Source organism: Mammaliicoccus sp. C-M13, from assembly GCF_022386845.1.
Taxonomy (GTDB): domain Bacteria; phylum Bacillota; class Bacilli; order Staphylococcales; family Staphylococcaceae; genus Mammaliicoccus; species Mammaliicoccus lentus.
The window spans coordinates 60,983-79,385 of sequence record NZ_JAJNHQ010000009.1 but is presented as its reverse complement, the minus strand read 5'-3'; the positions used below and the strand labels follow the sequence as shown (position 1 = coordinate 79,385).

Below are 18,403 nucleotides of genomic sequence, written 5' to 3'. Positions count from 1 at the left end.
AACACTCCTTCTCTTTAATTTAATTATCCTTTAGCAAAACCTATAATAAATGCTGCGATAATTATGAGAACTATACCAATCCAAATGAAAGTCATTTGGCGTTTTGTTTTTTGTTCGCCTAATAAGAATATACCCCCTAAAGTGGAGACGATAACTAACATTTGTGAGAATGAGAAACTTGTTCCAACCCCAACTTTTGGTTGAGAGATAAATAGGAACATGTTACCTAATGCCCATACTATACCTGGTAATAAATTAAAAGTTGTATATTTAACGGATGGCTTATGTTTAAATGATAAAATCACACCACCGATAACCATACCTATAGATTGAGGGAATAAAGCATCCCATCCTTCTACGCCAAATACTTGGCCGATTACAACGTAAACTACATAACCAACAGTTGAAATAAGTAAAATCGGTATTGCTTGGCCGAATTTTTTAGAATTACCACTGCTAGTTGAACCTTTCTTCTGCACAGAAGTAAAAATAACACCGATGATTAAAAGAACTAATCCTGTTAATCCAAGTGCAACTTGTGTGCCAGTATCCCATTCACCTAAGAATGCGGCACTAAATAATGTTGTACCCAATAGTTGTAAACCTGTAGATATTGGCATTGTTAAAGAAACACCAATTAAATCAACACTCCGCAATTGGAATCCTTGTCCTAAAGCCCAGAAGGCACCGGAAATCATCCCTATAATAATAGTACGGAATGTAAATTCTACATCTCCAAAAATGAAGAGTAATATACCTATAATAAATGCACCGATAGTCGTACCTAAAATTTGATTATAAGGTCCGCCACCGACTTTCACATTAATTAATACAACGCTCCCCCAGAACAATGCTGGTAACAGAGCTATAAGATAATCCATATGGACAACTCGCTTTCTATAATTGAATTCATCTTCCATTTTACCCATTATTAAATATGCAAAACAATTAATAAACTTAATAAATCGCTTACAATGTTAAATTACAATAAAAAGTCTGGAACATAGATTATGTTCCAGACTTTTTTTATATTGGCAGTACCTGACTAGGATTGAAAATACGCTTATATCAAGCTTTTTTCAAACTTAGTCATCCCGCTTCCTAAGAGAGGCGAACGTACTTGAAATGATGCACTTCGTTTGTAATTTTAAATCCAACTTTCTCATATAGAAGCTGTATTTGTTCGTGGTTTTTACTGTCAACATGAATGCGTACTGTTTCAACTTCATTATGATTGAAAGCTTGAGTTGTAGCATAATGAATCATTTGAAAAGCGATGCCTTGTTTTCTGTAATCTCTATGTGAAGCAAGATAAGGAATAGTTGCCAAGTGTTTTGGTATATCTATTGAAAGATAAATGTATCCTTTTACGAGACCTTCCGCCATAAATAAATATAAAGCGTGGTCATCATCTAAAGAATCTATTATATCTTCAGAAGTTACTTCACTATCTATGAAACTTTTAGAATGAAGTTTATCGAACGAATAAAAATATGGTTTACTGTAATGAATCATTTGATGTTGTTCCTCTATTTCGTGAGGGGGCTGGTGTATTTCAAGTGTATATTGTGTTTCAACATAGCCTGCTCGCAATGCTTTTAACTTACTATTGTTGAGTATGTGGTTTTTATGTAAAGATATGTGACAATATTTAACTTCTGGATGATTATTTAAAAGCATATCCCAAGCTTCTTTTAATGATTGTAAAGTTTTTTCAGAAGTGTCATTTACGATAGGGCCCCATACATTTACAGTTTCTTTATCTACTTTTTCGAAACCTAGAATCCCGGTTATTTCTTCATTATTGTAAAGATAGAAAAAAGATTGTTCATCAAATTTGTTATTTAAAGATGACTTAATACTATCAATACAATCTGGAATATATTGTACATGATTTTCATCTTGAATGTTTTTCTCTTGTATATACTGGGCGACAGGATCGATTTGCTTAAGTGGAAGTATTTTCATGAAAGTCACTCCTTTAATGGACATCGATTATTTATAATCTATTATACGATTAATTGTCTTGTTATAAAAGTTTTTGATAACTTTAGATGGATAATCATCCGTGTTATACTAATAAGAATGAAAAAAGAATGGGTGAAATAATTATGAAAGCATTAATTCTTGCTGAAAAACCATCTGTTGGTCGTGACATTGCTAAAGCAATGGGCGTGAATGATCAAAAGAAAGGTTATTTCGAGAACAAACAATATATTGTGACATGGGCGTTAGGTCATTTAGTTACGAATGCAACACCAGAGGAATATGATAAGAAATTTAAAGAATGGAAATTAAGTGAACTTCCTATTATCCCTGATTATATGAAACATGTTGTTATTAAAAAGACGCGCAGTCAGTTTAATACTGTACAACATTTAATGAAACGTGATGACGTTCAATCAATAATCATTGCAACTGACGCGGGGCGAGAAGGTGAGTTAGTAGCAAGATTGATTATCGAAAAAGCTAAAATAAAGAAACCAATAAAAAGATTATGGATTAGCTCAGTTACTGAAAAGGCAATTAGAGAAGGATTCAAGAATTTAAAACCTGGTAAAGCATATGACAATTTATATAAAGCAGCATTATGTAGAAGTGAAGCGGACTGGATTGTTGGAATAAACGCAACACGAGCACTAACTACTAAATACGATGCACAATTATCTTGTGGTAGAGTGCAAACACCAACATTGAATCTTGTTAAGATGAGACAAGACGAAATACAGTCATTTAAACCTGAAAGATATTATCAGATGAACGTTGAAGTGGACGGTTATAAATTCAAATGGCTTACACAAAATAGTGACCGTATTTTTGATAAAGAAAAAATCGAAAGCTTGAAAAATAAATTACAAAATAAAAAAGGCGAAATTAAAAAAGTTAATAAAAAGAAGAAAACTAAATACCCTCAAAAATTATACGATTTAACTAGCCTTCAACAAACAGCTTACCAACGCTATAAGATGAGCGCTAAGGAAACGTTAAATACTATGCAAACTTTATACGAACAACATAAAGTTTTAACTTATCCAAGAACAGACTCAAACTATTTAACAAGTGATATGGTTTCATCATTAAAAGATAGGGTGTCTACTTTAACTGCTACACCATTAAAATCATATACTGTACCGTTAATTAAAAAAGAAATACGCGCAGGGAAACATTTTGTTGATAATACAAAAGTATCGGATCATCACGCAATTGTTCCAACAGAAGTTAGAGCAAATATGGATCAATTATCACCGAGAGAACAAAAAATATATATGCTAGTAGCTGAGCGATTTTTAGAAGTATTACTTCCACCATATCAATATGAAGAAACAACTGTTGATTTAACTGTAGAAGGTGAGACTTTTAAATTGGTTCAAGAAGTAGCAATTGATTTAGGTTTTAAAGCAATTCATCAAGAAGAAGCGGTTGTTAAAGCATTACCATTTAAGGAACACGAACAAGTGGTCATCCAAAAAGTAAATGTCATTGGAAAAGACACAGAGCCACCAGCTTACTTTAATGAAGGAACATTATTAAAAGCTATGGAATCACCACAATTATTCTTTAACTTGAATGATAAGAAAATGTCTAAAACATTAAATGAAACTGGTGGAATAGGTACTGTAGCTACACGAGCAGATATTATCGAAAAGTTATATAGTTCTAATGTTATAGAAGCTGTGCAAGGTAAAATTAAAATAACACCTAAAGGCAAACAATTATTAAACTTAGCACCTGAGCAACTAACATCTCCGGCATTAACTGCTGAATGGGAAATGAAACTTACACAAATTGAAAAAGGTCAGTATCAGAAAGAAGCTTTTATGAAAGAGATGAGAAGTTTTACGAAAGAGATTATTTCTGATATAAAAAATAGCGATGACAAATTTAAGCATGATAATTTAACGGCTACAGAATGTCCTACGTGCGGGAAATTCATGTTAAAAGTTAAAACGAAAAATGGCCAAATGTTAGTTTGCCAGGACCCTACTTGTAAAACGAAGAAAAATCAACAAAGAGTTACAAATGCTAGATGTCCAAACTGTAAGAAGAAACTTACGTTATATGGTACAGGGAAAACGGCAGTGTATCGTTGTGTATGTGGACATACTGAATCGCAAGAACACATGGATAAAAGACTTAAAAATAAAAAGACAGGTAAAATCAGTAAAAAAGAAATGAACAAATATATGAAAAATGAAGAAGTTGAAAATAATCCATTTAAAGATGCCTTAAAAGATTTAAAATTATAAAATTAAACATCAACAATGTTACGTACGAAATGTCATTGTTGATGTTTTTTATTTATATATAATGAAGGAATTACGATTCAAATTGCTTTGTAGTTACAAATACGAACATAATGTGAATGTTTTTAATCAATGTTCGTAAAGGTATTGATTTTTAAACATTACAGTAATACAATGTACAGTGTTGAAATTAATAAAGGAGTCTTGAAATGAAACGATACTTTAAATTTGATGAGCTAGGCACAAGTTATAAGCGAGAGATACTAGGTGGGCTAACAACATTTCTATCAATGGCATACATATTAGCAGTTAACCCTTCAATGTTAAGTTTAGCTAGTGTTGAAAATATACCTGATTCTATGAGAATGGATCAAGGTGCAGTATTCGTAGCGACAGCATTAGCAGCGTTAGTTGGTTGTTTATTCATGGGAATTATAGCTAAATACCCAATTGGTTTAGCACCAGGTATGGGATTAAATGCATTTTTTGCGTTTACAGTAGTATTAACTATGGGTATTCCATGGCAAACAGGATTAACGGGTGTACTATTTTCAGGTGTGATATTTGCTTTTCTAACAATGAGTGGGTTAAGGGAAGTTATCATTAATGCTATACCGTTTGAACTTAAGATGGCAGTTTCAGCAGGTATAGGTTTATTTATAACATTTGTAGGTTTACAAGGAGCAGGTATTGTTCAAAAAGAAGATTCTACTTTAGTAACTTTAGGTACAATGCACAATCCAGAAGTATTATTAGCAGTATTCGGGATTATCATCACTATTATATTGATGGCGAAAAAAATTCCAGGATCTATTTTTATTGGTATGGTATTAACGGCAGTTGGTGGATTAATAACAGGCTTAATCGACATGCCAAGTAGCGTGGTAGGTAAAGTACCAAGTGTTGCACCAACATTCGGTGCAGCATTTGAAGCTTTTGGAGATTTATCTACTATATTTAATGTGCAATTCTTAATCGTTGTATTAACTTTCTTATTTATTGATTTCTTTGATACAGCAGGTACATTAGTTGCAGTAGCAAACCAAGCAGGTTTAATGAAAGATAATAAGTTACCTAGAGCTGGAAAAGCACTATTCTCAGATTCATTAGCTACTATAGTAGGGGCTATTTTCGGTACATCTACAACTACAAGCTATATCGAATCAAGCGCAGGTGTTGCTGTAGGTGCAAGAACAGGTTTTGCAAGCGTAGTAACCGGTCTTTGTTTCTTAGCCGCGTTATTATTCTCTCCATTAATGTCAGTTGTTACAAGTGCTGTAACAGCACCGGCATTAGTTATTGTTGGTGTGTTAATGGTAAGCAACCTAGGTAAAATTGATTGGCAGAAATTCGAAATAGCAGTACCGGCATTTTTAACTATGATTATGATGCCATTAACTTATTCAATTGCGACAGGTATAGCATGCGGATTTATTTTCTATCCTATTACTATGATCGTTGCAAAGAGACACAAAGAAATACATCCTATAATGTATGGTTTATTCTTTGTATTCGTAGCATATTTCATGTTTGTTCATTCATAAAAAAAAGTCACGTGCATAAGCGCGTGACTTTTTTAATCTTTATAAGTAGTTTTGAACGATTTAGATGGAATGTACACAGGGGCTATTATAATTGTAAATAAGAAAATAACCATTAATACGACCATTAATATGTGTAATAACCATCCAACAACGGGAATGATAGAAATAAAACTCGCAATTAATCCTATTAAAGGTATGACAAAAATAGCTTTGACAGAATTTTGATTATCTATTAACAATATCAATGTAGATATGAAATATAAAGAACCATTAAATACAAGGGCATTATAACCAGTTGAAAGAACAATGCTCCCACCTATAAAAGGAATAGCTAATAAAAGTTCAGAAATTACTAATATAATAGAAAGAACAAGTAATACTGACTTGATTCCTCTTTTCATGTTTTCACCACCTGTTAAAATACTTTTTACATTATAACATTTAGATTACAAATTATCTATTTTAAATTATCTATTGAAAAGGTAAAAGAATTCCGTTATAATACATGGGTATGTGCTAGATAAAACTTAGAGAAATATATGATTATCTATTGATTAATGGATGCAAATCATGTATCATATCTAATGTTGGACTTTAAGAAGCGATGAAGCGAGAGGTTACTGACACACCCGGCCGCTTTGCCATGGCGGTGTGTAAGAGAGTTTTCGTGGAGAAGTCTATCACTATAAAGTAGACGAACAAGGAGGGAAAATTATGGCAAAACAAAAAATTCGTATCCGTTTAAAAGCGTATGATCACCGCATGATCGATCAATCAGCAGAGAAAATTGTTGAAACTGCTAAACGTTCAGGAGCTCAAGTGTCTGGTCCGATTCCGTTACCAACTGAAAAATCAGTTTATACAGTAATCCGTGCCGTTCACAAATACAAAGATTCACGTGAGCAATTCGAACAACGTACGCATAAACGTTTAATCGACATTCTTAACCCTACACCTAAAACAGTTGATGCTCTTATGGGCTTAAACTTACCATCTGGTGTAGACATCGAAATCAAATTATAATTCATTCAAAATAACAGGAGGTGCGACTTTCGATGACCAAAGGAATCTTAGGAAGAAAAATTGGAATGACTCAAGTATTCGCAGAAAATGGTGAATTAATACCAGTAACTGTAGTAGAAGCTAGTCAAAACGTTGTATTACAAAAGAAAACTGAAGAAGTAGATGGCTATAACGCTCTACAAATCGGTTTTGAAGACAAACAAGCATATAAAAAAGATCGTAAATCTAATAAATATGCTACTAAAGCTGCTGAAGGACATGCTAAAAAAGCTGGTTCAGCACCTAAGCGCTTCACTCGTGAATTCAGAAACATAGATGTTTCAGCATACGAGGTAGGTCAAGAAGTCACTGTAGATACATTCCAAGCAGGAGACATTATTGATGCAACAGGCGTTTCTAAAGGTAAAGGTTTCCAAGGCTCAATTAAACGCCATAACTTCGCACGTGGACCAATGAGTCACGGTTCTCATTTCCACAGAAGCCCTGGTTCAATGGGTATGGCTTCAGATGCTTCTAAAGTATTCAAAGGTAAAGGATTACCTGGCCGTATGGGAGCAAACACAGTAACTATGCAAAACTTAGAAATCGTTAAAGTAGATGCAGAGAACAATGTAGTCCTTGTAAAAGGAAATGTTCCAGGTCCTAAAAAAGGCTTAGTAAAACTTACAACTTCAATCAAAAAAGGTAATAAATAATTATTTAGGTGAAAGGAGGAAACAACATTATGGCTAATTTTGATGTATTAAAAGTAGATGGTTCTAAATCAGGATCTATCGAATTAAATGATAGTGTATTTGGTATCGAACCAAACCAACACGTATTATTTGAAGCAGTTAACTTACAACGCGCTTCATTACGCCAAGGTACTCATGCAGTTAAAAATCGTTCAGCAGTTCGTGGTGGTGGACGTAAACCTTGGAAACAAAAAGGTACAGGACGTGCTCGTCAAGGTACAATTCGTGCGCCACAATGGCGTGGTGGTGGTATCGTATTCGGACCAACACCAAGAAGCTATTCTTACAAAATGCCTAAGAAAATGCGTCGTTTAGCATTACGTTCTGCATTATCTGCAAAAGCAAATGATAACGAATTAGCAGTATTAGAAGCATTCAATTTTGATGCTCCTAAAACTAAAGAATTAAAAAATGTAATGAGCAACTTAGAACTTTCTAAAAAAGTATTATTCATCGTTGATGCTTTAGATAACAATGTTGAATTATCAGCTCGTAACATTCCAAGTGTAAAAGTTATTGACGCTCAAAGTTTAAACGTCTTAGATATTTTAGACGCTAACAAAGTCGTAATAACAAAAGCAGCTGTGGATAAAGTAGAGGAGGTGCTCGGATAATGGAAGCAAGAGATGTTATTAAGCGCCCCGTAATCACAGAGAAATCTTCATCAGATATGGGATTAGACAAATACACATTTGATGTAGATACTCGTGCAAATAAGACACAAGTTAAAATCGCAATCGAAGAAATTTTCGACGTTAAAGTAGACTCAGTTAACATCATGAACATTAAAGCGAAAGCTAAACGTGTTGGTCGTTACAATGGTTTCACTAACAAACGTCGTAAAGCAATCGTAACTCTAAAAGACGGTTCATCAATCGACTTTTTCAACTAATAAATAATTACCATTAAGGAGGTAAAACGACAATGGCTCTTAAAAAGTATAAGCCAATTACAAATGGTCGTCGTAATATGACTTCTTCAGATTTCGCTGAAATCACATCAACGACTCCTGAAAAATCATTATTACAACCGCTTCCGAGAAAAGCGGGACGTAACAACCAAGGTAAATTGACAGTTCGTCACAGAGGTGGCGGTCATAAACGTCAATACCGTGTAATTGATTTCAAACGTAACAAAGATGGAATTCCAGCTAAAGTAACAACAGTTGAATATGATCCAAACCGTTCTGCTAATATTGCATTAGTAGTATACGCAGATGGTGAGAAAAGATATATCCTTGCTCCTAAAGGTTTAAAAGTAGGACAAGAAATTTTCAATGGTCCAGAAGCAGATATCAAATTAGGTAACGCATTAGCATTACAAGATATCCCAGTTGGTACTACAATTCACAATATCGAATTAAAACCAGGTAAAGGTGGACAATTAGTTCGTTCTGCTGGTACAAGTGCTCAAGTACTTGGTAAAGAAGGTAAATACGTACTAGTTCGTCTTAAATCAGGTGAGGTTCGTATGATTTTATCTACTTGCCGTGCTACAATCGGACAAGTTGGTAACATTGCTCACGAATTAATCACAGTTGGTAAAGCCGGCCGTACTAGATGGATGGGTAAACGTCCTACAGTTCGTGGTTCTGTAATGAACCCTAACGATCACCCACACGGTGGTGGTGAAGGTCGTACACCAATCGGTCTTGATTCACCAATGTCTCCATGGGGCAAACCAACACTTGGTAAGAAAACTCGTAAGAAAAGCCAACGTTCATCTAAATTTATCGTTCGTGGTCGTAAGAAAAAATAATAATACCTTATTTACGTGTGCGGCTTAAATGCCGCGCGCAATAATAAGAAGGGAGGCGCCATAATGGCTCGTAGTCTTAAAAAAGGACCTTTCGTTGATGATCATTTAATGAAAAAAGTTGAAGCTCAAAACGAAGGTGAAAAAAAATCAGTTATTAAAACATGGTCTCGTCGTTCAACAGTATTCCCTAATTTTATAGGACATACAATTGCAGTATATGATGGTCGTAAACACGTACCAGTTTTCATTACTGAAGACATGGTTGGTCATAAATTAGGAGAGTTTGCTCCTACACGTACTTATAAAGGGCACGCTGCAGACGACAGAAAGACTAAACGCTAATTTCTAAAAAGAGGAGGAAGTCACAATGGAAGCAAAAGCGGTTGCTAGAACAATAAGAATCGCACCTCGTAAAGTGAGATTAGTTTTAGATCTTATTAGAGGTAAAGAAGTGGCAGAAGCAATTGCCATCTTAAAATTAACGAATAAAGCAACATCACCTGTTGTTGAAAAATTATTAATGTCAGCATTAGCAAATGCAGAACATAACTATGATTTAAATCCTGATACTTTAGTAGTAAGAGAAGCTTACGCTAATGAAGGACCTACATTAAAACGTTTCCGTCCACGTGCACAAGGTCGTGCAAGTGCGATTAACAAACGTACTAGCCACATCACAATCGTAGTTGGCGAAAAAGAAGTTAAAGAAGCTAAAGAAGTTAAAGAAGCATAATTAACCAAATCATTAAGGAGGGAATATAGTGGGTCAAAAAATTAATCCAATCGGACTTCGTGTCGGTGTAATTCGTGACTGGGAAGCAAAGTGGTATGCAGATAAAGACTTCGCAACACTTTTACATGAAGACTTAAAAGTTCGTAAATATATCGCAGAAGCATTAAAAGAAGCTTCAGTTTCAAGTGTTGAAATTGAACGTGCAGCAAACCGCATCAATATTGCAATCCACACTGGTAAGCCAGGAATGGTTATTGGTAAAGGCGGTTCAGAAATAGAAAAATTACGTAATAAATTAAACGCATTGACTAACAAAAAAGTACACATCAACGTTATCGAAATCAAAAAAGTTGATTTAGATGCTACATTAGTTGCGGGTAACATTGCTCGTCAATTAGAAAATCGTGTATCTTTCCGTCGTGCTCAAAAACAAGCAATCCAACGTGCAATGAAATTGGGTGCTAAAGGTATCAAAACACAAGTATCTGGTCGTCTAGGTGGCGCGGATATCGCTCGTGTAGAACAATATTCAGAAGGAACTGTTCCACTTCATACACTACGTGCAGACATTGATTTCGCACATGAAGAAGCCGACACTACGTACGGTAAACTAGGTGTTAAAGTATGGATCTACCGTGGAGAAGTTCTTCCTACAAAGAAGTCTAGTGAAGGAGGAAAATAATAATGTTATTACCAAAACGTGTTAAATTCCGTCGTCAACATCGTCCTAAAACAACTGGTCGTTCAAAAGGCGGAAATGAAGTAACATTTGGTGAGTATGGCTTACAAGCTCAATCAGCAGCTTGGATTACATCTCGTCAAATTGAATCAGCTCGTATCGCAATGACACGTTATATGAAACGTGGCGGAAAAGTATGGATCAAAATATTCCCACATACACCTTACACTAAAAAACCTTTAGAAGTACGTATGGGTTCTGGTAAAGGTGCAGTTGAAGGTTGGGTAGCAGTAGTTAAACCAGGACGTATCTTGTTCGAAGTTGCAGGTGTTCAAGAAGAAGTAGCACGTGAAGCATTACGTCTTGCTGCACACAAACTTCCAGTTAAATCTAAGTTTGTAAAACGTGAAGAATTGGGTGGTGACACAAATGAAAGCTAAGGATATCAGAAATTTAACCACTACTGAAATTGAAAAAGAAATTAAAGAAGCTAAAGAACAATTATTCAACTTACGCTTTCAGTTAGCAACTGGTCAACTTGAAGAGACTGCTAACATTCGAAAAGTTAAAAAAACGATTGCACGTTTGAAAACAATCGTTCGCGAAAGAGAAATCGAAGAAGAGAAAGCAGCAGATAATAAATAATCAAGTAAAGGAGGTTCATTACTGTGAGCGAAAGAAATGACCGCAAAGTTTACGTTGGTAAAGTAGTTTCAGATAAAATGGATAAAACTATTACAGTAGTTGTAGAAACTTACAAAACTCATAAATTATATGGTAAACGAATCAAATATTCAAAAAAATATAAAACTCATGATGAAAATAATTCAGCAAAAATGGGCGATATCGTTAAGATTGCAGAAACACGTCCTTTATCATCAACTAAGCATTTCCGTCTAGTTGAAATCGTTGAAGAATCAGTAATTATTTAATAGAAGTATAAAGATAAGGGAGGTCAAACAAAGATGATCCAACAAGAAACACGTTTAAAAGTGGCAGACAACTCTGGTGCTCGTGAAGTATTAACAATCAAAGTTTTAGGCGGAACTGGTCGTAAAACAGCAAACATTGGTGACGTTATCGTTGTTACTGTTAAAAATGCTACACCAGGCGGCGTTGTTAAAAAAGGTGAAGTCGTTAAAGCTGTTGTTGTTCGTACTAAAACAGGTGTACGCCGTGAAGATGGTTCATACATCAAATTTGACGAAAATGCATGTGTAATCATTCGTGATGACAAAGGTCCACGTGGTACACGTATATTCGGTCCTGTAGCGCGTGAATTACGTGAAGGTAACTTCATGAAGATAGTTTCTCTAGCGCCAGAGGTACTTTAATCTATAATGATAAAAAACAAAATTCCTAAGGAGGTGCCTACACATGCACGTACGTAAAGGTGACAACGTAATCGTTATCTCAGGTAAAGATAAAGGTAAAACTGGTAAAGTTTTAGAAGCATTACCTAAGAAAGAACGCGTAGTTGTAGAAGGTGTGAACGTTATTAAAAAACACCAGAAACCAACTCAGTTCAATCCAGAAGGTGGTATCTTAGAAACAGAAGGTACTATCCATGTATCAAACGTTCAATTACTAGATCCTAAGACAAACGAACCAACTCGTGTTGGATTCAAAGTAGTAGATGGTAAAAAAGTTCGTATCGCTAAAAAATCAGGCGAAGAAATTAAATCATCAAAAGAATAATTATTAAGTGAAAGGAGGATCCACTTTGACACGTTTAAAAGAAAAGTTTAATAATGAAATTTCATCTGAATTAGTTAAGAAATTTAACTACAGCTCAGTAATGGAAGTACCAAAAATCGAAAAAATCGTAGTAAATATGGGTATCGGTGATGCGGTTCAAAACTCTAAAGTTTTAGATTCAGCTGTTGAAGAATTGCAATCAATCACTGGTCAAAAACCAGTAGTAACTAAAGCAAAAAAATCAATTGCGACTTTCCGTCTTCGTGAAGGTATGCCAATCGGTGCAAAAGTAACATTACGTGGAGAAAGAATGTATGAATTCTTTGATAAATTAATCTCAGTTTCATTACCACGTGTACGTGACTTCCGCGGTATCTCTAAAAAAGCATTTGACGGTCGCGGTAACTACACATTAGGTGTTAAAGAACAATTAATTTTCCCTGAAATCGACTATGATAAAGTAAGTAAAGTACGCGGAATGGATATCGTTATCGTAACAACTGCTAACACTGACGAGGAAGCTCGTGAATTGTTAACACAATTCGGTATGCCATTTCAAAAGTAATCTCTAATTATAAAGGAGGCTAATTAAGTGGCTAAAAAATCAATGATCGCTAAACAACAACGTAAACAAAAATTCGGAGTTCGTGAATATACGCGTTGTGAACGTTGTGGACGTCCACATTCAGTATACCGTAAATTCAAACTTTGTCGTATTTGTTTCCGTGAACTAGCGTACAAAGGCCAAATCCCTGGCGTACGTAAAGCTAGTTGGTAAAACTCAAAAGAATGAAAGGAGGATACACAAATGACAATGTCAGATCCAATTGCAGATATGTTAACTCGCGTACGTAACGCAAACATGGTACGTCACGAAAAATTAGAGTTACCTGCATCAAACATTAAAAAAGAAATCGCTGAAATCCTTAAAAACGAAGGATTCGTAAAAAGCGTAGAATATATCGAAGATGATAAGCAAGGTGTTATCCGTATGTTCCTAAAATATGGTCAAAACAACGAGCGTGTTATCACAGGTTTAAAACGTATTTCTAAACCAGGTTTACGTGTTTATGCTAAAGCTGACGAGATTCCAAGAGTTCTTAACGGTTTAGGTATTGCACTTGTCTCTACATCTGAAGGTGTTGTAACTGATAAAGTTGCTAGACAACGTGGAATCGGTGGAGAAGTATTAGCTTATATCTGGTAATTATAAAATTATAAGGAGGTGCCCACATAATGAGCCGTGTTGGAAAGAAAATTATTGAGATTCCTTCAGACGTAACTGTTGCTATCGAAGGTAACACGATTACAGTAAAAGGATCTAAAGGTGAATTAACTAGTACTTTTAATGAAGAAATGACATATAAACAAGAGGAGAACACTTTAGAAGTTGTTCGTCCATCTGACTCTATAGAACACAAAACAGTACATGGCACAACTCGTGCATTGATCGCTAACATGATCGAAGGTGTATCTAAAGGTTTTGAGAAAAACTTAGAACTTATCGGTGTAGGTTACCGTGCTCAAATGCAAGGTAATAACATCATCCTTAACGTAGGATATTCTCACCCAGTTGAAATTACTGCTGAAGATGGTATCACATTATCAGTAGATAAAAACACTAAAATTAAAGTAGAAGGTATTTCTAAGGAACGTGTTGGTGCTGTTGCATCTTACATCCGTTCAATCCGTCCACCAGAACCTTATAAAGGTAAAGGTATTCGTTACGAAGGCGAATATGTTCGTCAAAAAGAAGGTAAAACTGGTAAGTAATCACTAAGATAAGAAAGGAGCACTAACATGATCGCTAAAATCGACAAAAATAAAGTTCGTTTGAAAAGACATGCTCGCGTGCGTTCTAAATTAGCTGGAACAAGCGAAAAACCACGTTTAAATGTTTATCGTTCAAACAAACATATTTATGCTCAAGTTATTGATGACGTAAACGGTGTTACAATCGCTCAATCATCAAGTTTAGATAAAGACTTAAATATAGAGCAATCAGGTAATGTAGAAGCTGCAGCTAAAGTTGGCGAAAGCGTTGCAAAACGTGCGTCAGAAAAAGGCGTTGAAGCTGTAGTATTTGACCGTGGAGGATATTTATATCACGGACGTATTCAAGCATTAGCTGATGCAGCTCGCGAAAACGGACTTCAATTTTAATTTAAAGGAGGGACACTCATGCGTCGTAAAGAACAAGAAGTTAAAGAATTTGAAGAGCGCGTAGTTACGATTAACCGTGTAGCTAAAGTAGTTAAAGGTGGTCGTCGTTTCCGTTTCACAGCTTTAGTAGTTGTTGGAGACAAAAATGGTCGCGTAGGTTTCGGTACAGGTAAAGCACAAGAAGTACCTGAAGCTATTAAAAAAGCAGTAGAAGCTGCTAAAAAAGATTTAGTAACAGTTCCACGTGTTGAAGGAACGACTCCTCACCAAGTTATTGGACGTTTTGGTGCAGGTAATGTTTTAATTAAACCAGCAGCACCTGGTACAGGTGTTATTGCAGGTGGACCAGTTCGTGCGGTATTAGAACTTGCTGGTATCACTGATATCTTAAGTAAATCATTAGGTTCAAACACACCAATCAATATGGTTCGTGCTACAATTGAAGGACTTAAAGAACTTAAAAATGCCGAACAAGTAGCTAGTCTACGCGGTAAATCAGTAGAAGAATTATTAAATTAAGGAGGGAAAAAACACTATGGCTAAATTAGAAATTACCCTCACTCGTAGCATTATAGGTCGCCCTGAAACTCAACGTAAGACAGTTCAAGCGTTAGGACTAAAAAAGACAAACTCAACTGTTATAGTTGAAGACAATCCTGCGATTCGTGGGCAAATCGAGAAAATTAATCACTTAATCAAAGTTACTGAACAATAATAATAATCAAAGTATTAAGGAGGTGCCAAAATGAAATTACATGAATTGAAACCAGTTGAAGGTGCTCGTAAAGAGCGTAACCGTGTTGGTCGTGGTATGGCAACAGGTAACGGTAAAACAAGTGGACGTGGACATAAAGGTCAAAAAGCACGTTCAGGTGGCGGTACTCGTTTAGGTTTCGAGGGTGGTCAATTACCATTATTCCGTCGTTTACCAAAACGTGGATTCTCTAACATCAACCGTAAAGATTATGCAATTGTTAATTTAGACCAATTAAATCGTTTCGAAGATGGAACTGAAATCACACCTGCATTATTAGTTGAATCAGGTGTAGTGAAATCTGAGAAATCAGGTATCAAAGTATTAGGAAACGGTTCATTAGAAAAGAAATTAACAATACAAGCTCATAAATTCTCAGCTTCAGCAATTGAAGCAATCGAAGGTAAGGGCGGAACGCATGAGGTGATCTAATGTTTGAAACGATCGTTAGTTTTTTGAAGACTAAAGACATTCGTAACAAGATATTATTCACACTAGCAATGCTCGTTATATTCAAAGTTGGGACTTATATTCCAGCTCCTGGCGTTAATCCAGATGCTTTTAATCAAAATAAAGGTTCGCAAGGTATTACCGATTTGTTTAATACATTCGGTGGAGGTGCCTTGCAGAACTTCTCAATTTTAGCTATGGGTATTATGCCTTATATTACTGCTTCAATTGTAATGCAGTTATTACAAATGGATGTTGTGCCTAAATTCACTGAGTGGGCTAAACAAGGTGAGGTAGGACGTAAAAAGATTAATCAATTTACGCGTTATTTCACGATTGTTTTAGCTTTCGTTCAAGGTTTAGGTATGTCATATTCATTTAATAATATGCTTGGCGGTAATTTAATTCAAAATACTTCAGTTTTAAATTATGTTTTAATTGCACTCGTATTAACAGCTGGAACAGCTTTCTTAATGTGGTTAGGTGAGCAGATAACACAATTCGGTGTAGGTAATGGTATTTCAATTATTATCTTTGCCGGTATATTATCTTCATTACCAAACTCATTAATACAATTTTACCAACAAAGCTTTGTTGGTGCAGATGATACTACAATGGCTTGGTTAAAAGCGATTGGTTTATTTGTTGGTATGGTTTTACTTACAGTTGGTGCAGTATATGTACTACAAGCTATTCGTAAAATTCCAATTCAATATGCTAAACGTCAACAACAAGGTTCAGGTGCAGGATTATCTGCAAAAGCAACATATTTACCTTTAAAAGTTAATGCAGCTGGTGTTATACCTGTAATTTTTGCAATGGCATTTTTCATGTTGCCAAAAACCTTAACATTGTTCTTCCCAGAACAAGATTGGGCGCAAACAGTTACTAGATATGCAGATCCATCTCATAATATTGGAATGATAGTCTATGTTATTTTAATTATAGCTTTCGCCTACTTTTATGCATTTGTTCAAGTTAATCCTGAAAAAATGGCAGAAAACTTACAAAAACAAGGTAGTTATGTACCGGGTATTAGACCTGGCGAACAAACTAAAAAATATATCACTAGAGTGCTCTATCGTTTAACATTTGTTGGTTCAATTTTCTTAGCTGTAATTTCTATAATTCCAATTTTAGCTATTAAGTTAATGAACTTACCACAAGCTATACAAGTTGGTGGTACAAGCTTACTAATCGTTATCGGTGTTGCTATTGAAACAATGAAAACTTTAGAAGCTCAACTTAATCAACGAGAGTATAGAGGCTTTAGAAGACGATAAACAAGTAGGAGGGCATTTATGAACATCATTTTAATGGGTTTACCTGGTGCAGGTAAAGGAACTCAAGCGAGTGAAATTGTTAAGAAATACCCTATTCCCCATATCTCAACTGGTGATATGTTCCGTAAAGCGATTAAAGAAGAGACTGACCTTGGTAAACAAGCGAAATCTTATATGGATCGTGGGGAACTTGTTCCAGATGAAGTGACTATAGGTATCGTTAGAGAAAGACTTGCTGAAGAAGATGCGAAAAAAGGATTCTTACTAGATGGTTTTCCTCGTACAGTAGAACAAGCTGATGCATTAAATGATATATTAAGTAGCTTAGGTCGTGAAGTTGATGCAGTAATTAACATCCAAGTGCCTGAAGAAGAACTTATGAATCGTTTAACTGGCAGACGTATTTGTGAAGTATGTGGAACAACTTATCATTTAGTATTTAATCCACCAAAAGTTGAAGGCATCTGTGATCTTGATGGCGGTAAACTATACCAACGTGAAGATGATAATCCTGAGACAGTAGCAAATCGTTTAAGTGTTAATGTTAAACAAACAAAACCACTTTTAGATTTCTATGAAAATCAAGGTGTTTTGAAAAACATCGATGGTTCTCGTGAAATTGAAAATGTTACTGAAGATGTTATTCAAATTCTTGAAACATTAAAGTAATGACGCTTTCACCCCGAATTCGCCTAGCTTTAGGTGGTTCTTGAACGCGTGTTAGCGTTCAATTTTAAGGATCAAGACAGTATTTAGGTTTTTGAAATACAATCGGAGTGATTACTAAAAGCGATAAGTATTTGAAGTGTTGTCGAATGCAAATCTTAAGTATTAAAATCATCCCAATTTTATAAACCTGTGCTTATTCTATGTGATTTAATCACCTAAAGTATGTCTCGTATTTTGGACCAGGTTTTAAAACATGAAATACAATTAGTATTTCACGATAATGAATAGAAAAAGGGGGAAATGATCATGGCTAAACAAGATGTAATCGAATTAGAAGGTACTGTATTAGATACTTTACCAAACGCTATGTTTAAAGTAGAATTAGAAAATGGACATGAAATTTTGGCACACGTGAGTGGTAAAATTCGAATGAATTATATTAGAATTCTACCTGGCGACAAAGTAACAGTTGAAATGTCTCCGTATGACCTAACACGCGGAAGAATCACTTATCGTTATAAATAATCGTCACTCCAAATACAAGGAGGTATACAAAGATGAAAGTAAGACCATCAGTAAAACCAATTTGCGAAAAATGTAAAGTTATTCGTCGTAAAGGTAAAGTAATGGTGATTTGTGAAAATCCAAAACACAAACAAAAACAAGGCTAA

At 35.1% G+C, this 18,403-nt stretch carries 30 protein-coding genes; 27 read left to right on the top strand and 3 right to left on the bottom strand.

All coding sequences use genetic code 11. The features are described from left to right. Positions 1-23: 23 nt before the first annotated feature. Entirely contained in the window at positions 24-881 is an 858-nt protein-coding gene (locus LQ615_RS08580; protein ID WP_016998794.1) for a GRP family sugar transporter, read from the bottom strand. 220 nt (positions 882-1,101) lie between these two features. After that, entirely contained in the window at positions 1,102-1,968 is an 867-nt protein-coding gene (locus tag LQ615_RS08575) for a GNAT family N-acetyltransferase (protein WP_239703979.1), read from the bottom strand. A 143-nt stretch (positions 1,969-2,111) separates the two neighbouring features. Here LQ615_RS08575 and LQ615_RS08570 point away from each other — a divergent pair, with 143 nt between their 5' ends. Further along, positions 2,112-4,247, top strand: a complete 2,136-nt coding sequence (locus LQ615_RS08570; RefSeq protein WP_239703978.1) for a DNA topoisomerase III — start codon at positions 2,112-2,114, stop codon at positions 4,245-4,247. Positions 4,248-4,453: 206 nt separating this feature from the next. Continuing rightward, entirely contained in the window at positions 4,454-5,788 is a 1,335-nt protein-coding gene (locus LQ615_RS08565; RefSeq protein ID WP_218688327.1) for an NCS2 family permease, read from the top strand. 32 nt (positions 5,789-5,820) lie between these two features. Here LQ615_RS08565 and LQ615_RS08560 read toward each other — a convergent pair whose 3' ends face one another. Further along, positions 5,821-6,189, bottom strand: coding sequence for a hypothetical protein (locus LQ615_RS08560; protein WP_016998798.1), 369 nt, complete (start codon positions 6,187-6,189; stop codon positions 5,821-5,823). A gap of 313 nt (positions 6,190-6,502) precedes the next feature. Here LQ615_RS08560 and rpsJ point away from each other — a divergent pair, with 313 nt between their 5' ends. From rpsJ to rpmJ, 25 genes are all read left to right on the top strand, one after another. Then, positions 6,503-6,811: a 30S ribosomal protein S10 gene (gene rpsJ / locus LQ615_RS08555; RefSeq protein WP_016998799.1), complete on the top strand. Its 309-nt coding sequence runs from the start codon at positions 6,503-6,505 to the stop codon at positions 6,809-6,811. A 32-nt stretch (positions 6,812-6,843) separates the two neighbouring features. Continuing rightward, positions 6,844-7,506, top strand: a complete 663-nt coding sequence (gene rplC / locus LQ615_RS08550) for a 50S ribosomal protein L3 (RefSeq protein ID WP_016998800.1) — start codon at positions 6,844-6,846, stop codon at positions 7,504-7,506. Between the two features lie 29 nt (positions 7,507-7,535). Next, the gene (gene rplD / locus LQ615_RS08545; protein ID WP_064204194.1) at positions 7,536-8,159 is read left to right on the top strand and encodes a 50S ribosomal protein L4; all 624 of its coding nucleotides are present in this window, start codon (positions 7,536-7,538) and stop codon (positions 8,157-8,159) included. After that, positions 8,159-8,437: a 50S ribosomal protein L23 gene (gene rplW, locus LQ615_RS08540; protein ID WP_103268767.1), complete on the top strand. Its 279-nt coding sequence runs from the start codon at positions 8,159-8,161 to the stop codon at positions 8,435-8,437. The genes rplD and rplW overlap by 1 nt, the downstream gene beginning before the upstream one ends. A gap of 32 nt (positions 8,438-8,469) precedes the next feature. Then, positions 8,470-9,303, top strand: coding sequence for a 50S ribosomal protein L2 (rplB, locus tag LQ615_RS08535; RefSeq protein WP_016998803.1), 834 nt, complete (start codon positions 8,470-8,472; stop codon positions 9,301-9,303). A gap of 63 nt (positions 9,304-9,366) precedes the next feature. Then, complete coding sequence (gene rpsS, locus LQ615_RS08530; protein WP_016998804.1) at positions 9,367-9,645, top strand: 30S ribosomal protein S19; 279 nt, start codon at positions 9,367-9,369, stop codon at positions 9,643-9,645. Positions 9,646-9,670: 25 nt separating this feature from the next. Continuing rightward, the gene (rplV, locus tag LQ615_RS08525; RefSeq protein WP_016998805.1) at positions 9,671-10,036 is read left to right on the top strand and encodes a 50S ribosomal protein L22; all 366 of its coding nucleotides are present in this window, start codon (positions 9,671-9,673) and stop codon (positions 10,034-10,036) included. Between the two features lie 28 nt (positions 10,037-10,064). Then, positions 10,065-10,718, top strand: a complete 654-nt coding sequence (gene rpsC / locus LQ615_RS08520) for a 30S ribosomal protein S3 (protein ID WP_016998806.1) — start codon at positions 10,065-10,067, stop codon at positions 10,716-10,718. A 2-nt stretch (positions 10,719-10,720) separates the two neighbouring features. After that, positions 10,721-11,155: a 50S ribosomal protein L16 gene (rplP, locus tag LQ615_RS08515; protein WP_070044890.1), complete on the top strand. Its 435-nt coding sequence runs from the start codon at positions 10,721-10,723 to the stop codon at positions 11,153-11,155. Further along, positions 11,145-11,360, top strand: a complete 216-nt coding sequence (gene rpmC, locus LQ615_RS08510; protein WP_016998808.1) for a 50S ribosomal protein L29 — start codon at positions 11,145-11,147, stop codon at positions 11,358-11,360. Before rplP ends, rpmC begins: the two co-directional genes overlap by 11 nt. A 23-nt stretch (positions 11,361-11,383) precedes the next feature. Then, a complete protein-coding gene (gene rpsQ, locus LQ615_RS08505; protein WP_103268771.1) occupies positions 11,384-11,647 on the top strand; it encodes a 30S ribosomal protein S17 in 264 nt (87 codons plus the stop codon). Between the two features lie 33 nt (positions 11,648-11,680). After that, positions 11,681-12,049: a 50S ribosomal protein L14 gene (gene rplN / locus LQ615_RS08500; RefSeq protein ID WP_016998810.1), complete on the top strand. Its 369-nt coding sequence runs from the start codon at positions 11,681-11,683 to the stop codon at positions 12,047-12,049. A 43-nt stretch (positions 12,050-12,092) separates the two neighbouring features. Next, entirely contained in the window at positions 12,093-12,413 is a 321-nt protein-coding gene (rplX, locus tag LQ615_RS08495; protein WP_064204193.1) for a 50S ribosomal protein L24, read from the top strand. Positions 12,414-12,438: 25 nt separating this feature from the next. Next, positions 12,439-12,978, top strand: a complete 540-nt coding sequence (gene rplE / locus LQ615_RS08490) for a 50S ribosomal protein L5 (protein WP_016998811.1) — start codon at positions 12,439-12,441, stop codon at positions 12,976-12,978. A 27-nt stretch (positions 12,979-13,005) separates the two neighbouring features. Next, positions 13,006-13,191, top strand: coding sequence for a type Z 30S ribosomal protein S14 (locus LQ615_RS08485; protein WP_016998812.1), 186 nt, complete (start codon positions 13,006-13,008; stop codon positions 13,189-13,191). Between the two features lie 30 nt (positions 13,192-13,221). Beyond that, positions 13,222-13,620 carry a 30S ribosomal protein S8 gene (gene rpsH / locus LQ615_RS08480; protein ID WP_016998813.1) on the top strand — a complete coding sequence of 133 codons (399 nt, stop codon included), beginning with the start codon at positions 13,222-13,224 and terminating at the stop codon, positions 13,618-13,620. Between the two features lie 29 nt (positions 13,621-13,649). After that, positions 13,650-14,186 (top strand): 50S ribosomal protein L6, encoded by a 537-nt coding sequence (gene rplF / locus LQ615_RS08475; protein ID WP_016998814.1) that lies wholly within the window; start codon positions 13,650-13,652, stop codon positions 14,184-14,186. A 27-nt stretch (positions 14,187-14,213) separates the two neighbouring features. Then, the gene (gene rplR / locus LQ615_RS08470) at positions 14,214-14,576 is read left to right on the top strand and encodes a 50S ribosomal protein L18 (RefSeq protein WP_016998815.1); all 363 of its coding nucleotides are present in this window, start codon (positions 14,214-14,216) and stop codon (positions 14,574-14,576) included. A gap of 18 nt (positions 14,577-14,594) precedes the next feature. Next, positions 14,595-15,095, top strand: coding sequence for a 30S ribosomal protein S5 (rpsE, locus tag LQ615_RS08465; protein ID WP_016998816.1), 501 nt, complete (start codon positions 14,595-14,597; stop codon positions 15,093-15,095). 16 nt (positions 15,096-15,111) lie between these two features. After that, the gene (rpmD, locus tag LQ615_RS08460; protein ID WP_016998817.1) at positions 15,112-15,291 is read left to right on the top strand and encodes a 50S ribosomal protein L30; all 180 of its coding nucleotides are present in this window, start codon (positions 15,112-15,114) and stop codon (positions 15,289-15,291) included. Positions 15,292-15,321: 30 nt separating this feature from the next. Next, positions 15,322-15,762 carry a 50S ribosomal protein L15 gene (gene rplO / locus LQ615_RS08455; protein WP_016998818.1) on the top strand — a complete coding sequence of 147 codons (441 nt, stop codon included), beginning with the start codon at positions 15,322-15,324 and terminating at the stop codon, positions 15,760-15,762. Next, positions 15,762-17,063, top strand: coding sequence for a preprotein translocase subunit SecY (secY, locus tag LQ615_RS08450; protein ID WP_016998819.1), 1,302 nt, complete (start codon positions 15,762-15,764; stop codon positions 17,061-17,063). The genes rplO and secY overlap by 1 nt, the downstream gene beginning before the upstream one ends. Before the next feature lie 18 nt (positions 17,064-17,081). After that, positions 17,082-17,732 (top strand): adenylate kinase, encoded by a 651-nt coding sequence (locus LQ615_RS08445; protein ID WP_016998820.1) that lies wholly within the window; start codon positions 17,082-17,084, stop codon positions 17,730-17,732. Between the two features lie 306 nt (positions 17,733-18,038). Further along, positions 18,039-18,257: a translation initiation factor IF-1 gene (infA, locus tag LQ615_RS08440; protein ID WP_001118443.1), complete on the top strand. Its 219-nt coding sequence runs from the start codon at positions 18,039-18,041 to the stop codon at positions 18,255-18,257. Positions 18,258-18,289: 32 nt separating this feature from the next. Continuing rightward, positions 18,290-18,403: a 50S ribosomal protein L36 gene (gene rpmJ, locus LQ615_RS08435; RefSeq protein ID WP_003156543.1), complete on the top strand. Its 114-nt coding sequence runs from the start codon at positions 18,290-18,292 to the stop codon at positions 18,401-18,403.